The 14177-nt window shown below is 71.2% G+C and carries 13 protein-coding genes; 5 read left to right on the top strand and 8 right to left on the bottom strand.

Features of this window, described 5'->3' with window-relative positions; genetic code table 11:
* A partial coding sequence (locus VFV67_RS13440; protein WP_326470075.1) for a 2-oxoacid:acceptor oxidoreductase subunit alpha occupies positions 1–1525 on the bottom strand: 1525 nt, incomplete at its 3' end.
* 21 nt (positions 1526–1546) lie between these two features.
* On the opposite strand from VFV67_RS13440, the gene VFV67_RS13435 reads away from it, so the two are divergent.
* Complete coding sequence (locus VFV67_RS13435) at positions 1547–1894, top strand: MmcQ/YjbR family DNA-binding protein (protein ID WP_326470074.1); 348 nt, start codon at positions 1547–1549, stop codon at positions 1892–1894.
* Here the strand turns inward: VFV67_RS13435 and VFV67_RS13430 are convergent.
* The gene (locus VFV67_RS13430) at positions 1875–3356 is read right to left on the bottom strand and encodes a TIGR03560 family F420-dependent LLM class oxidoreductase (RefSeq protein ID WP_326470073.1); all 1482 of its coding nucleotides are present in this window, start codon (positions 3354–3356) and stop codon (positions 1875–1877) included. The genes VFV67_RS13435 and VFV67_RS13430 overlap by 20 nt on opposite strands.
* A gap of 39 nt (positions 3357–3395) precedes the next feature.
* Between VFV67_RS13430 and VFV67_RS13425 the strand changes: the two genes are divergently transcribed.
* Positions 3396–4223: an alpha/beta hydrolase gene (locus VFV67_RS13425; RefSeq protein WP_326470072.1), complete on the top strand. Its 828-nt coding sequence runs from the start codon at positions 3396–3398 to the stop codon at positions 4221–4223.
* 8 nt (positions 4224–4231) lie between these two features.
* On the opposite strand, the gene VFV67_RS13420 is transcribed toward VFV67_RS13425, so the two are convergent.
* The 3 genes from VFV67_RS13420 to VFV67_RS13410 all read right to left on the bottom strand — a co-directional run bounded on the left by VFV67_RS13420 (position 4232) and on the right by VFV67_RS13410 (position 8760).
* Positions 4232–6442: a (Fe-S)-binding protein gene (locus VFV67_RS13420; protein ID WP_326470071.1), complete on the bottom strand. Its 2211-nt coding sequence runs from the start codon at positions 6440–6442 to the stop codon at positions 4232–4234.
* Between the two features lie 94 nt (positions 6443–6536).
* Positions 6537–8165, bottom strand: a complete 1629-nt coding sequence (locus VFV67_RS13415; protein WP_326470070.1) for an acyl-CoA dehydrogenase family protein — start codon at positions 8163–8165, stop codon at positions 6537–6539.
* Complete coding sequence (locus VFV67_RS13410) at positions 8149–8760, bottom strand: TetR/AcrR family transcriptional regulator (protein WP_326470068.1); 612 nt, start codon at positions 8758–8760, stop codon at positions 8149–8151. The genes VFV67_RS13415 and VFV67_RS13410 overlap by 17 nt, the downstream gene beginning before the upstream one ends.
* A gap of 99 nt (positions 8761–8859) precedes the next feature.
* Here VFV67_RS13410 and VFV67_RS13405 point away from each other — a divergent pair, with 99 nt between their 5' ends.
* A complete protein-coding gene (locus VFV67_RS13405; RefSeq protein ID WP_326470067.1) occupies positions 8860–9213 on the top strand; it encodes a hypothetical protein in 354 nt (117 codons plus the stop codon).
* A gap of 48 nt (positions 9214–9261) precedes the next feature.
* Here the strand turns inward: VFV67_RS13405 and VFV67_RS13400 are convergent, their stop codons facing one another.
* Positions 9262–10680, bottom strand: a complete 1419-nt coding sequence (locus VFV67_RS13400) for a HAMP domain-containing sensor histidine kinase (RefSeq protein ID WP_326470065.1) — start codon at positions 10678–10680, stop codon at positions 9262–9264.
* Positions 10677–11372, bottom strand: a complete 696-nt coding sequence (locus tag VFV67_RS13395; RefSeq protein ID WP_326470063.1) for a response regulator transcription factor — start codon at positions 11370–11372, stop codon at positions 10677–10679. The genes VFV67_RS13400 and VFV67_RS13395 overlap by 4 nt, the downstream gene beginning before the upstream one ends.
* A gap of 90 nt (positions 11373–11462) precedes the next feature.
* Between VFV67_RS13395 and VFV67_RS13390 the strand changes: the two genes are divergently transcribed.
* Positions 11463–11972, top strand: a complete 510-nt coding sequence (locus tag VFV67_RS13390) for a hypothetical protein (RefSeq protein WP_326470062.1) — start codon at positions 11463–11465, stop codon at positions 11970–11972.
* A 98-nt stretch (positions 11973–12070) separates the two neighbouring features.
* On the top strand, positions 12071–12868 hold the full coding sequence (locus tag VFV67_RS13385) for a PaaX family transcriptional regulator C-terminal domain-containing protein (protein WP_326470076.1): 798 nt from the start codon (positions 12071–12073) through the stop codon (positions 12866–12868).
* A 1110-nt stretch (positions 12869–13978) separates the two neighbouring features.
* Here the strand turns inward: VFV67_RS13385 and VFV67_RS13380 are convergent.
* Positions 13979–14177 (bottom strand): hypothetical protein (locus tag VFV67_RS13380; protein WP_326470061.1); only part of this gene is annotated, 199 nt, incomplete at its 5' end.

The raw sequence follows: 14177 nt of genomic DNA, 5'->3' as shown, positions 1-14177 counted from the left end.
CGTAGGAGATGCTGCCCTTGCCGTCGGCCTTCTCCAGCCCGCCGATCCGGTGCTGCAACCCCGGCGTGCCCGGAATCGCCCACTCCCGGGCCAACGTCTCCGGATCCCGGACGTACGGCCAGTGCTCGCCGGAATCGTCGGTGGCGTTCGGCTCGGCCGCGAACCGCACCCGCAGGTCGGGCAGGTCCGCGAGATCGGGGATCAGCCAGGGCTCGGAGCCGTTGGCCAGGTACCCGTCGGAGAGCAGCAGCACCGGGGTGCGGTAGGTCAGCGCGATCCGGGCCGCCTCGAGCGCGATGTCGAAGCAGTCGGCCGGTGAACGGGGGGCGAGCACCGGCACCGGGCACTCGCCGTTGCGGCCGAACATGGCCTGCAGCAGGTCGGCCTGCTCGGTCTTGGTCGGCAGCCCGGTGGACGGTCCGCCGCGCTGCACGTCGATCACCAGCAGCGGCAGCTCGGTCATCACCGCGAGGCCGATCGTCTCGGACTTCAGCGCGATGCCCGGGCCGGAGGTCGACGTCACGCCGAGCGCGCCACCGTAGGCGGCGCCAAGGGCGGCGCAGATGCCGGCGATCTCGTCCTCGGCCTGGATGGTGGTGATCCCGAAGTTCTTGTGCTTGCTCAGCTCGTGCAGGATGTCGCTGGCCGGCGTGATCGGATACGTGCCGAGCAGCACCGGCAGGCCGGAGGTCTGCGCGGCCGCGACGATTCCATAGGCCAGCGCGGTGTTTCCGGTGATCTGCCGGTAGGTGCCGCTGGGCAGGGCGGCCGGGCCGACCTCGTAGGTGACCGCGAACGCCTCGGTGGTCTCGCCGTAGTTCCAGCCGGCCCGGAACGCCAGCACGTTCGCCTCGGCGATGTCGGGCTTGCGGGCGAACTTCTCCCGCAGGAACCGCTCGGTGCCCTCGGTCGGCCGGTTGTACATCCAGGACAGCAGACCGAGCGCGAACATGTTCTTCGCCCGCTCGGCGTCCTTCTTGGACAGACCGGTGCCGGCGAGCGCCCCCTGGGTCAGCGTGGCCATGGCGACCTTGTGCACCTGGAAGCGATCCAGCGACCCGTCGGTCAGCGGGTCGGCGTCGTAGCCGACCTTGGTCAGGTTGCGTTTGGTGAACTCGTCGGTGTTGACGATCACCGTTCCGCCGGCCGGCAGGTCGGCGATGTTGGACTTCAACGCCGCCGGGTTCATCACCACCAGCACGTCCGGCCGGTCGCCCGGGGTGAGGATGTCGTAGTCGGCGAAGTGCAACTGGAAGCTGGACACCCCCGGCAACGTCCCGGCCGGCGCCCGGATCTCGGCCGGGAAGTTCGGCAGCGTAGCCAAATCATTACCGAACGCGGCGGCTTCGGACGTGAACCGGTCACCGGTCAACTGCATGCCGTCACCGGAGTCGCCCGCGAACCGGATCACCACCCGCTCAAGCCTGACCGGCCCTGCGTTCACGGCTCCCTCCGATTCCTCACCCGGAAGACCAGCATGCGCACCGGAACCGGAGCGCCGGACGAGGCCCGCTCGAGTAACCATCGAACGAAGTACCGTAATCGCATGATCACGGTTGACCAGATCCGCGCGGTGGCACTCACGTTGCCGCGCACGCACGAGGCGCTGGTGCGGGATCGGATCAAGTTCCGGGTGGGCCAGATCGTGTACGTGGCGCTGTCCAGGGACGAAACCGTGATGGGGTTCGGCTTCCCCAAGGAGGAGCGGGCGGCGCTGGTGGCCGGCGAGCCGGCGAAGTTCCACCTGCCGCGACCGTCGGACCTGCGCTTCCACTGGGTGTGCGTGTGGCTGGACAAGATCGACGAGGGGGAGATGCGCGAGCTGGTCATCGACGCCTGGCGGATGGTGGTGCCCAAGCGGGTCGCCGCGGCGTTCACCGAAACGCAGCGATGACCTTGCCGATCCGGGCCAGCGACTCGGCGCCGGTGAGGTCGGGCAGCCGCACCATCACCTCGGCCACCCCGGCCTCGGCCAGCTCGCGGAACCGGCCGACGTGGTCGGCCACGGTGCCGGCGTTGACCGCGGCCCGGAACCGGGCCGGGTCCATCCGCTGCGGGCGCAGCCGCTCGACCAGCGCGGTCAGCTCGGCGTCGTCGGAGCCGACCAGCGCGGTGCCCAGATGGGTCAGCGCCACGCTGTCCGGATCCCGGCCGATGTCGGCGCAGTGCCGGCGCAGCACGGTCGCCTTGTGCCGGACCACGTCGAGGTCGCCGAGCACGTTCGCGGCGTCGGCGTAGCGGGCGGCCAGGCGCAGCGTCCGGCGCTCCCCGCCGCCGCCGACGATGACCGGCAGGTGCTCCTGCAGGGGGCGCGGGTAGCAGGCGGCCTCGGGCACGGACACCGCGGCGCCGTCGAACGCCGGACCACCCGGGCCCCAGAGCAGCGGCAGCAGCCGCAGCGCGTCCTCGAGCAGCGCGTAGCGGTCCCGGACCGGCGGGAACGCCCAGCCGTACGCGGTGTGCTCGGCCTTGAACCAGGCCAGGCCGAGCCCGCACACCGCCCGGCCGCCGCTGAGCACGTCCAGCGTGGCGATGATCTTGCCGAGGTGTCCGACGTTGCGGTACGTGATGCCGGTGACCAGCGCGCCCAGCCGCGCCCGCCGGGTACACGCGGCCAGGTAGGCGAGCGTGGTGTAGCTCTCCAGGAAGTTGTCCCAGGCGCGCCCGACCTGCGGGATCTGCCGGAAGTGGTCCATCACGTAGATCGCGTCGAAGCCGGTCTGCTCGGCGGCGTCGGCGATCTCGCGCAGCCGGTCCGCGGTGGCCGCCGTTCCCCCGTCGAAGGTGAACGTGGACAGGTGCAGGCCGAACCGCAGCCCGGTCGGCCGCTCCCGCTGCCGGCCGGCCGCCGGCTGCGCCGCGACGAACGCTGCCGGCACCACTCGCACCGGCTGCGGCTCCAGCACGTGGTCCCAGCCCTCGCCGGCCAGTAGCCCTTTGACCTCCCGCCAGCCGCGCAGCTGGGCGGTCAGCGCCTCGGCCGGGATGCGCTTGGCCCGGCCCCGGTTGCGCGCCCGGCACTCCCCCGCCGGCGTGTCGAACGCGACCGCCACGGCCGGCAGCCCGTGCTGACGGGCCAGCTCCAGCCAGCCGCGCCGGCGCGGGGTGTCCAGGCCCAACGTGTCGATCACCGTGGTCAACCCGCGCCCGACCCGCATCGCCACGATCTGGTCGAGCAACCCGAACGCGTCGGTGCTCGCCGTGATGTCGTCCTCCCCGGACCCGGCCAGCGCCCGCAACCGGTCACTGGACACCACCGCGTCCGCCGGGAAGTGCTCCGCCGCCCAGCTCGACTTGCCGGCCGCACCCGGTCCGACCAGCACCACCACACAGGGCGACGGCAGGTTCAGCGCCACCGGCCCACCCTAGGACACGAGCCCGGTTACTCTGTTCGGATGAACACCGGCACCGTGACCGTCGACGGGCACCGGCTCGCCTACGACGAGTTCGGCTCCGGCGACGCGGTCGTCGTCCTGCTGCACGGGCTGCTGATGCGGCGCAGCCTGCACGCTCCGCTGGCCGCCGAGCTGGCCCGCCGTGGGTACCGGGTGATCTGCCTGGACATGCTCGGGCACGGCGACTCGGACCGACCGGCGGACCGGCGGGTGCACTCGATCGAGCTGTACGGCCGGCACGTGATCGGCGTGCTGGACGCGTTCGGGGTCGACCGGGCGGTCATCGGGGGCACCTCGCTCGGCGCCAACATCGCGCTCGAGGTGGCCGTGCGGGCGCCGGAGCGGGTCCGCGGGCTGATCCTGGACATGCCGGTGCTCGAGGACTCGCAGACGTTCTGGGCGCTGGTGATCGCTCCGCTGCTCGGCGTGTTCACCGTGGGCCGGCCGGTCATGCGCGCGGTGGCCGCCGCCGCGCGGCGGGTGCCCCGGGGCGCCTACCACGTCGACCTGATCCTGGACTTCATCCGGCCCGACCCGGTGCCGAGCCCGCACGTGCTGCTCGGCCTGGTCTACGGCCGCAAGGCGCCGACCGCTCCGGACCGGCGGGCGATCACCGCGCCGGCCCTGGTGATCGCGCACCGGCGCGACTTCAGCCACCACATCGGCGACGCCTACGACCTGGTCGAGGAGCTGCCCAACGCGCGGCTGATCAAGGCCAAGTCGATCGTCGAGCTGCGCGCCACCCCCGAGCGGCTCACCGAGGAGATCGTGCGCTTCCTTGCCGAGTGCCGGGAGCCCGGCGAGCCGGCGCAGCTGCGCTCGATCTGAACCCCGGACTACGTTCCGCGCTTCACCGACTCCAGCAGTAGCTGCGAGACGTCCCGGACGGTGACTCCGGTGCCCTTGTCCTCGCTCTGCCGCTGCACGATGCCGTCCGACATCATCACCCGGCAGAACGGGCAGCCGGTGACGATCTCCCCGGCGCCGGTGTCGATCGCCTCGTCCACCCGCTCCAGGTTGATCCGCTTGCCGATGTGCTCCTCCATCCACATCCGCGCACCGCCCGCGCCGCAGCACAGCGAGCGGTCGGCGTGCCGGGGCATCTCGGTGAGCGTGGCGCCGGCCAGCCCGACCAGCTCGCGCGGCGGCTCGTAGACCTTGTTGTGCCGGCCCAGATAGCACGGGTCGTGATACGTGACGGCTTTGTCGCTCTGCGCCGGCTTGACCGGGGTGAGCTTTCCCTGGCGCACCAACCGGTTCAGCAGCTGCGTGTGGTGGATGACCTCGTAGTGCCCGTTGGTGCCGCCGAACGACGGGATCATGCCCTCGAGTTGCGGGTACTCCCGGCCGAGCGTGTTCATGCAGTGCGGGCAGGTGGTGACGATCTTGCGCTGCACCGGCTCCCGGCCCTCGAACACGGCGTTGAGCATCTCGGCGGTCTGCTGGGCCAGCATCTGGAACAGGAACTCGTTGCCGGCGCGCCGGGCCGGGTCGCCGGTGCAGGTCTCCTCGTTGCCGAGCACCACGTACTTCACCCCGGCGATGTGCAACAGCTCCGCCGTGGCCCGCACGGTCTTCTTCGCGTTGTCGTCGAAGGCGCCGGCACACCCGATCCAGTACAGGTACTCCACGTCCGGGGCCAGCTCGCCATCGAAGACCGGCACGTCGAAGTCCAGGCCCTTGGCCCAGTCCATCCGCTCGGAGTTGTTCTGCCCCCACGGGTTTCCCTTGTTCTCCAGGTTGCGGAACAGGGTGCCAAGCTCGGTCGGGAACTCCGATTCGATCATGACCTGGTACCGGCGCATGTCCACGATGTGGTCGACGTGCTCGATGTCCACCGGGCACTGCTCCACGCACGCTCCGCAGGTGGTGCACGACCACAGCACGTCCGGGTCGATCACGCCGCCCGCCTCGGCGGTGCCGACCAGCGGGCGCAGCGCCTGCTCCGGCCCGGACCCGGTGATCCGCTCGAAGCCGGACTCCGGCACGCCGTGCCCGTTGTGCTCCGCACCGCCCTTCGGCATGATCGCGCCCTCGTCCGGCATGTCCTTGCCGCCGATGAGGTACGGCGCCTTGGCGAACAGGTGGTCCCGCAGGTTCATGATGACCAGCTTGGGGGACAACGGTTTGCCGGTGTTCCATGCCGGACACTGGCTCTGGCACCGCCCGCACTCGGTGCAGGTGGCGAAGTCCAGCATGCCCTTCCAGGTGAAGTCCTCGATCTTGCCGCGGCCGAACACGTCGTCGTCGGACGGATCCTCGAAGTCGATCGGCTTGCCGTGCGACTCCATCGGCAGCAGCGGGCCGAGCCCGTCCGGCAGCCGCTTGGCCGCGACGTTGATCGGCGCCACGAAGATGTGCAGGTGCTTGGAGTACAGCACGATGATCAGGAACGACAGCATGACGCCGATGTGCAGCAGCAGGCCGATCGTCTCGACGATCTCCAGCGTGTCGTGGCCGAGCGGCTCGAGCAGCTCGCCGACGCCGAGGGACACCCAGGCACCACTGTCGTAGGGGAAGTTCCCGGCCGCCGCGGCCGCACCCCGGAACAGGAACATGGTCCAGATCACGTTGAAGATCATGAACAGGATGAGCCAGGCCGGGCCGGTGTGCGAGCCGTAGAACCGGGACGCGCGCGCCCGGCGCTCGGGGGCGTTGCGCAGCCGGATGATCGCGAACACGGCGAGCGAGGCCGCCACCGCGACCGCGATCAGGTCCTGCACGAAGCCGAGCACCGCCCACTGGCCGATCAGCGGGATGTGGAAGTCCTCGTCGAACAGGGCTCCGTAGGCCTCGAAGTAGACCGTGATGAGAATGAGGAAGCCCCAGAAGGTGAGGAAGTGGGCCACGCCGGGCACCGACCACTTCAGCAGCTTGCGCTGCCCGAACACCTCCTTGACCTGAGCCAACAGCCGGGCCGGGATCGAGTCCACCCGATCGGCGGATTGGCCGGAGGTGATCAGCTTGTGCAGCCACTGGGCGCGCCGGGCGGCGACCGCGAGCACGATCACCGTGAGCCCCAGGCCAAGGATCAGTCGAACCAGCACGAGCCCTCCGGTTTGCGCAGCCTACTGAGTAGTAACCCGATTTCAAGGGATCGTAGTACCGCACAGGGGTCGAGTGCTCGACGGAGAGTGTGGCCTACCGCACCCGGGCCCGGTCGATGATCGCCGCGGTGTCGGTGCCGGGCGGCAGCGTGCCGAACGCGACGCCCCAGTCGCCGCCGAGCCGGGAGGCGCAGAACGCGTCGGCCACGGCCGCCGGGGCGTGCCGGACCAGCAGCGATCCCTGCAGCACCAGCGCCATCGACTCGACCAGGCGGCGGGCCCGCAGCTCGATGGCCGAGGTGTCGGCCAGCTCCTTGTGCAATGCCGCGACCGCGTCGTCGAGCCGGTGGTCGGCGCCGGCGGAGCGGCTCAGCTCGGCGAAGAACGCCTCCACCGAGTCGGGCTGGCGGGCCATGGCGCGCAACGCGTCCAGCGCGGCCACGTTGCCCGAGCCCTCCCAGATGGACATCAGCGGAGCCTCGCGGTAGAGCCGCGGCATCCCGGAGTCCTCGATGTAACCGTTGCCGCCCAGGCATTCCAGTGCTTCCGCGGCGTGCGCCGGGCCGCGCTTGCACACCCAGTACTTGGTGACCGCGAGGCCCAGCCGGCGGAACGCCTCCTCGGCCGGATCCCCGGCCACGGCCCGGTCGGTGGCCCCGGCCAGCCGCATCGCCACGGTGGTGGCCGCCTCGGACTCGACGGCGAGATCGGCCAGCACGTTGGTCATCAGCGGGGCGTCGATCAGCCGGGTGCCGAACGCCGAGCGGTGCGCGGCGTGATGGGTGGCCGCCACCAGACCGTGCCGCATGCCGGCGGCGGTGCCGAGCACGCAGTCCAGCCGGGTCATGTTGACCATCTCGATGATCGTGCGGACGCCCCGGCCCTCGGCTCCCACCAGCCACCCGACCGCGTCCTCGTACTCGAGCTCGGCCGAGGCGTTGGACCGGTTGCCCAGCTTGTCCTTCAACCGTTGCAGAAAGAGACTGTTGCGGGTGCCGTCGGGCAGCACCCGGGGCAGCAGGAAGCAGGACAGCCCACCGGGGCCCTGGGCCAACGTCAGGAACACGTCCGACATCGGCGCCGAGGTGAACCACTTGTGCCCGGTGAGCAGGTAGGAGCCGTCGCCGGCCGGGCGCGCCGTCGTGGTGTTGGCCCGGACGTCCGAGCCGCCCTGCTTCTCGGTCATCGACATGCCGGCGATCAGGCCACGCTTGGTGGTGGGCACCCGCAGGCCGTAGTCGTACTCCGGCGCGGCGAGCAGCGGCTCCAGTTCCGCGGCGAGCCCGGGGTTGTGCCGCAGCGCCGGGACGGCCGCGTAGGTCATCGAGATCGGGCAGGTGTGGCCCGGCTCGACCTGGCCCCAGACGTACATCTTCGCCGCCCGGGCGACGTGCGCGCCGGACCGCTCGTCCCGCCACGGCGCGGCGTGGATGCCATGGGACACCGCCACGGTCATCAGCTCGTGCCAGGCCTGGTGGAACTCGACCTCGTCGATGCGGTTGCCGTACCGGTCGTGCGTGCGCAGCACCGGCGGGTAGGCGTGCGCCTGCCGGCCCCAGTCCTGGGCCCGCTCGCCGCCGGCCAGCCGGCCCAGCTCGTGCAGGTCGTCCTCGACCCACCCGGCGCCCTCCCGGCGCAGTCCCTCGAGCAGGGCGGGGTCGGCGGCCAGGTCGTGGCCGGTCAGCGGCGGGACCTGGTTGGTGACCTCATGGGTGCGCGACATCGGCTCCTCCTACGGCACGGTGGGCGAAGGTGATCAGCGACGGGATGGTGTCGACCTCGGCGGCGCCGGCGGCCAGCGGACCGACCAGGGCCTCGGCGATGGCGCCGACCAGCGCGGCCGCGGTGACGTCGGGGTTCTGCGGGGGCAGCGTGCCGGCGGCCACGCCCTCGGCGACGACGCCGGCGACCAGGTCGCGGTAGGCACGCCGGAAGACCAGGCGCTCGGCGTCCACGGCCGGGTCGACCGGCTCGGCCAGCAGCGCGTAGGCCAGCCGGGGCGCCTTGAACGCGCGCCCGGCGAACGTCTCGACCAGCGCGGTGATCCGGCCGGCGACCGGTCCTGGCCGGCGAAGCGCCGCGGCCACCGCCGCCACCTCGCGGCCGGCCGCCTCCCGAAACACCTCGGTGACCAGTTCCGCCTTGCTCGGGAAGTGCCGGTAGACGGTGCCGGTGGCCACGCCGGCGCCGGCCGCCACCGCGGCGACCGAGCAGCCCGCGTAGCCGTGCTCGGTGAGCAGCGTGATGGCGGCCCGCAGGATGGCGCCGCGGGAGGCGTCCAGCCGCGCCTGGACGGCGGCGGTACGTCGGTAGGCCACACAAGAAGTGAACTACGATTCACTTCTTGACGCAAGGCCGCCCGACTGGCTGCCCCGACGGACCTCGCGGTCCACATGAGCCGGTGCTGAAGTGATCTCATGAGCGACTACGACGACGATGCTCACGCGGAGTACGGCGCCGCCATGCGCGACGCCGGCTTCGACGAGATGCAGCACGAGGAGGGCCTCGACCAGGCGATCGAGGAACTGCTCAACGACATGGAGTCACTGCCCGAGCGGATCCAGCACCTGCTGGAGTACCTGATGCAGGGCCATGACATCGCCGACGCGGCGTACTACGCGGGATACGGCAACAACACCCAGAGCCTGCACCAGGCGCTGCGCAAGGACACCGGACACGGCGTGAAGGACAAGCTCCGGGTGCTCAAGGATGCGCACGGCACCGGCAGGCAGCGCGCGGACAGCAGGGCAACCGCCGCGCACCAGCAGTGACCGGTTGAGCCAGGCGTCCGGGCGGGCCGGGGCCTCCCGGAAGCCGGCTCAACTCCCCGCTCCCCCAGGCCCGGGCCGCGCGGGCAGCCGGACCGTGAACACCGTCCGGCCGGGCGCGCTGTCCACCCCGATCGTGCCGCCGTGCGCGGCCACCAGCAGTCGCACCACGGCCAGGCCCAGCCCGCTGCCGGCGGCGCCGCGTGTGCGCGAGTCGTCCACCCGGTAGAAGCGGTCGAAGATCCGCTCCCGGTGCTCGGCCGGAATGCCCGGGCCGGCGTCGGCGACGGCCAGCTCCACGTGAGCGCCGGCGTCCCGCGCGGTCAGGGTCACCTCGGTGCCGGCCGGGGTGTGCGCCGCGGCGTTGGCCAGCAGGTTGTCGACCACCTGCCGCAGCCGCACCGGATCGGCCCACAACGGCAGCGGCTGTCCGGGCAGCTCGACGATCAGCGGATGGTTCGGATGCCCCGCCCGGAACGCCTCGGCCGCCTGCCCGGCCAGCTCGGCGAGATCGGTGCCGGATAACCGAAGCGGCGGCTCCTCGTCCGCCGAGTCCAGACGGGCCAACAACAACAGGTCATCGACCAGCACGCTCATCCGCGCGGTCTCGGCGCGGATCCGGGCCAGGTGCGCGTCCCGTTCGGCCGGCTCGTTGGCCGCCGCGTAATGGAACAGGTCGGCGTAGCCGCGGATCGAGGTCAGCGGCGTGCGCAGCTCGTGCGAGGCGTCCGCGACGAACCGGCGCAGTCGTTCGTCGGCGGCGGCGCGTGCGGCCAGCGACAGGTCGATGTGCTCGAGCATCCGGTTGAACGCGGTGCGCAGCTCCTCGACCTCGACGCCACCGCCGCTGCCGGACACCCGCACCGGCAGGTCGGCCGAGCGGGTCAGGTCGTGCTCGGTGATGTCCCGCGCGGTTTCCGCCATGTCGCTCAGCGGCCGCAGTCCCTTACGCAACACCAGTCTGCCGACGAACACCAGTACCGCGAGGGCCAGCACGAACGCCGCGCCCAACTCGAAGACCAGCTGCCGCACGGTGCGGTCGAGGTCACCCTGGGGTGCGGCGCTGACCAGCACCTCGGTCGCGGTCACCGGGCAGGCGCGGACCCGGAAGTTGCCCTCCCCCTTGAGATACACGGTGCGCAGCACCTCGGTCTGGCCGGCATCCCTGGCCACCGCGGCCAGTGGGTCCACTTCGGACGGAAGCTGGCCGCCCGGCTCGGGCTGCGCGGTTCCGTTGTGCACCTGGAAGATCCCGGAGTACCAGGCGTACGGCGTGCGCGGCTGGCCGCCGTGGGTGCGGATCCGCTTGGTCTGGTCGATCTGGGTGGCGGTCAACTGCTCGTCCAGCCGTTCGGCCAGATAGCTGCGCATCGTGGTGACCAGCACCGTGCCGACCACGGCGAACACCACAAGGGCCAGCACCGCAAGGCCGAGCGCGAGTCGGGTGACGAGCCGCAACCTTCTTGTCACGGGACCATCTGCTTCATCACGTAACCGACCCCGCGGACGGTGTGGATCAACGGCTCACGGCCGGCGTCGAGCTTGCGCCGCAGGTGGGACACGGCCAATTCCACCACGTTGGACCGCCCGCCGAAGTCGTACTGCCAGACGTGATCGAGGATCTGGGCCTTGGTGAGCACGGTCGGCGAGCGGCGCATCAGGTAGCGCAGCAGTTCGTACTCGGTCGGGGTGAGCGTGACCAGGTCGTCTCCCCTGCGCACCTCGCGGGTGTCCTCGTTCAGCGTCAGGTCGGCCACGCGCAGCGCCGAGTTGCGCCGGGCCCGGCCGCTGCGGCGCAGCACCGCCCGCATCCGCGCCATCAGTTCCTCCACCGCGAACGGCTTGACCAGATAGTCGTCGCCGCCTCGGGTCAGACCGGCGATCCGGTCGGCGGTTCCGTCGCGTGCGGTCAGGAACACCACCGGCACCGGATTTCCGCCGGCTCGCAGCCGGTCGAGCACGGTGAACCCGTCCATGTCGGGGAGCATCAGGTCCAGCACGACGATGTCCGGGCCGAACCGCGCGGCCCGGCCGATCGCCTCGGTGCCGTTTGCGGCGGTCACCGCGTCCCAGCCCTCGTAGCGGGCCACGGTCGCGACGAGGTCGGCGATGTGCGGTTCGTCGTCCACCACCAGCAGCCGCACCCGGGAGTCCCTGCCCATGCAACCATCCTGCGACAAAGATCGGATCTGGACAGCAAACCGACAGCTTCGCGACAGAAACTGTCAGACCCCGCCCGTACCGTGCCGGCCATGACCAATGCCTTCACCGAGGTGTTCGTGGCCGGCGCGCCCCGGCCGGAGCTGGCCGAGCACCTCGCGCCGTTCGCCCCGCTGATCGGGAGTTGGGATCTGCGGGTGTTCGAGTACGAGCCGGACGGGGTCGTGCGCGAGTCGTCCGCCGAGTGGCACTTCAGCTGGGCGCTGGACGGGCGTGCGGTGGCCGACGTGTGGATCAATCCGGCGCGGGCCGACCGGGGGCCGGACGCGGACGGGGAGTGGGGCCTGTCGCTGCGGTTCTACGACCCGGCGATCGGTGCCTGGCGGTCCACCTGGCACGGGCCGAAGCGCGGGTGGGTGATCCCGTTCGTCGCCCGGACGAGCGCGGACGGGATCGTGCTGGAGGGGCGGCAGGGCGATACCGGGCATCGGTGGATCTTCTCCGAGTTAACCGGCGACTCGTTTCGCTGGCGCCGGGAGGAGACCGGGCCGGACGGGAACACCGCCGTGCGGCAGCGCTTCGAGGCGAAACGGGTCGGCTGAGGATCGCCGGATCTACATGGATTTGGAGGTGCGCGAAGGAGTTGTAGCACAATGGGCGGGTGTCCGAGCCTCGCCCGATACTGAGCCGCCGCCGTGAGGTGGGGGGTGGCAGCGCCCGCTCCCTGCTGATGACGATCCTCGGCGAGTTCGTGCTGCCGCGCGACGAGCCGGCGTGGACGGCCACGCTGGTGGACGCGCTCGGCATGTTCGACGTGGAGGAGAAGTCGGCCCGGCAGGCCCTGGCCCGGATCGCCGCCGAGGGGTGGCTGCGGTCGGACCGGGTCGGCCGGCGGGTCCGGTGGACCCTGACCGGACCCGGCCGGCGCCTGCTGATCGAGGGCGCCGAGCGGATCTACGCGTTCGGCAGTGGCGAGCGGAACTGGGACGGGCGCTGGCTGATCGTGCTGGTCTCAGTTCCCGAAGCCCAGCGCGACCTGCGGCACAAGCTGCGCACCCGGCTGAGCTGGGCCGGGTTCGGCTCACCCGCGCCCGGGGTCTGGATCACCCCACGCCCGGAGGCCGAAGCCGACGCCAAACTGATCCTCGACGAACTCGCGCTGTCCAGCCAAGCCATGTCCTTCGTGGCCGGCTACGGCGCCCTCGGCGAAGAGCAGGAGATGGTCGCCGCCGCCTGGGACCTCGGCGACGTCGCCGACCGCTACCGCGACTTCATCAACGAGTTCGCCCCGCTCACCCCCACCGCCCCACCGCAGATCTTCCGCGCCCAGACCCGCCTGGTCCACGAATGGCGCCGGTTCCCCTTCCTCGACCCCCAACTCCCCGCCGAACTCCTCCCCCCCAACTGGATCGGCACCACCGCCACCACCCTCTTCACCCACCGCCACACCCAATGGCGCACCCCCGCCCGCGAACACTGGACCCACCTCGCCACCTGAACCCAGTCCAGCCCACACTCAACTCCCCAATCCCAGCCCCAATCCCCCGGCAGAGGCGGACGCGAGGCGCAGATTCGCCAGGCCGGCCGGGGCTCGGCCGGCAGACGTCCCCGGCTCCATCGGAACGCCCGGGCCGGTCACCCTGACGGGGCCGGGCCCGGCGTTCCGCGGCACGGCTGCGGACAGGTGCCCCGTGCACGATCGCGGGGCCCGGCCTGCCCGCAACCGTGCACCGAGCAATCCCGTCACCGTCCAGCCCCCAGAGCGTTGACGGTTCGATGCCGTTACCGTGGCGGCCCAAGCCAGGCCCGCGGCCCGGGCCCGTTGGCCGGCACGAACCGGCAGTTCATGTGCCCAAGCCCGGCAACTCGGGTGCCCAAGCAAGCAACTCGGACCCAAGCCGGCGGTTCGTGTGCCCGAACTCCGCAACTCGGGTGCTGAAGCCGGCGGCGGCTCGGGTGCCCGACACGGCAACTCGGCTGCTCGGCCCAACTCGGGTGCCCGAGCCGGCAGTTCGCCTGCCTGAACCCGCGACTCGCGAGCCCAAGCCGGACACTCGGGTGCCGAGCCGGCAGTTCATGTGCCCAAGCCCGGACACTCGGGTGCCGAGCCGGCAGTTCATGTGCCCAAGCCCGGCAACTCGGGTGCCCGAGCCGGCGGCAACTCGGCCCCAAGCCGGCAGTTCGCCTGCCCAAACCCGCGACTCGTGTGCCCAAGCCGGAAACTCAGGTGCCCACGCCGGCAGTTCGTCTGCCCGAACCCGCAACTCGGGGGTCCGAACCCGCGACTCGTGTGCCCAAGCCGGAAACTCAGGTGCCCGCGCCGGCGACTCGCGTGCCCGAACCAACTCGGGTGCTGAAGCCGGCGGCAGCTCGGGTGCCCGACACGGCAACTCGGCTGCTCGGCCCAACTCGGGTGCCCGAGCCGGCGGTTCGTCTGCCCGAACCCGCGACTCGCGTGCTCGAACCGGCAACTCGCCAAAGCGTGGTGACTATCATCGGCGAGTTGCTGGTTCCGGTCCGGCGAGTTGCTGGTTCCCGTTCGGCGAGTTCCTGGCACCGGGCCAACGAGTCCTGGTTCTAGCCGACGAGTTCGTGGTTGCGATTCCGCCTATTCGTAGATTCGCCACATATCTGTGTCACTTCCCGGTGGTTGCCGGCCGGTACGATCGGCCAGATCGTCGCCGTGGAGGAGCAGGCACGCTTGGCATCGCCGATGTTCGTCGGCTGGTTCCGTCAGATGACTCGTCGATGCGCTGTGGGTGCAGATGGCCGATGATGCGACTTCGCCCAGTTCGCGGAAGGCGTGG

Source organism: Actinophytocola sp. (genome assembly GCF_035762905.1).
GTDB lineage: Bacteria > Actinomycetota > Actinomycetes > Mycobacteriales > Pseudonocardiaceae > DASYTH01.
The sequence above is the reverse complement of the archived record's forward strand: the minus strand, read 5'-3'. Positions and strand labels throughout refer to the sequence as shown.

Excerpts from the sequence above, each read along its gene's own strand:
- VFV67_RS13395 (WP_326470063.1), bottom strand. The coding sequence starts at position 11,372 with ATGGGCAGGGACTCCCGGGTGCGGCTGCTGGTGGTGGACGACGAACCG.
- VFV67_RS13390 (WP_326470062.1), top strand. The coding sequence starts at position 11,463 with ATGACCAATGCCTTCACCGAGGTGTTCGTGGCCGGCGCGCCCCGGCCG.
- VFV67_RS13405 (WP_326470067.1), top strand. The coding sequence starts at position 8,860 with ATGAGCGACTACGACGACGATGCTCACGCGGAGTACGGCGCCGCCATG.
- VFV67_RS13425 (WP_326470072.1), top strand. The coding sequence starts at position 3,396 with ATGAACACCGGCACCGTGACCGTCGACGGGCACCGGCTCGCCTACGAC.
- VFV67_RS13415 (WP_326470070.1), bottom strand. The coding sequence starts at position 8,165 with ATGTCGCGCACCCATGAGGTCACCAACCAGGTCCCGCCGCTGACCGGC.
- VFV67_RS13435 (WP_326470074.1), top strand. The coding sequence starts at position 1,547 with ATGATCACGGTTGACCAGATCCGCGCGGTGGCACTCACGTTGCCGCGC.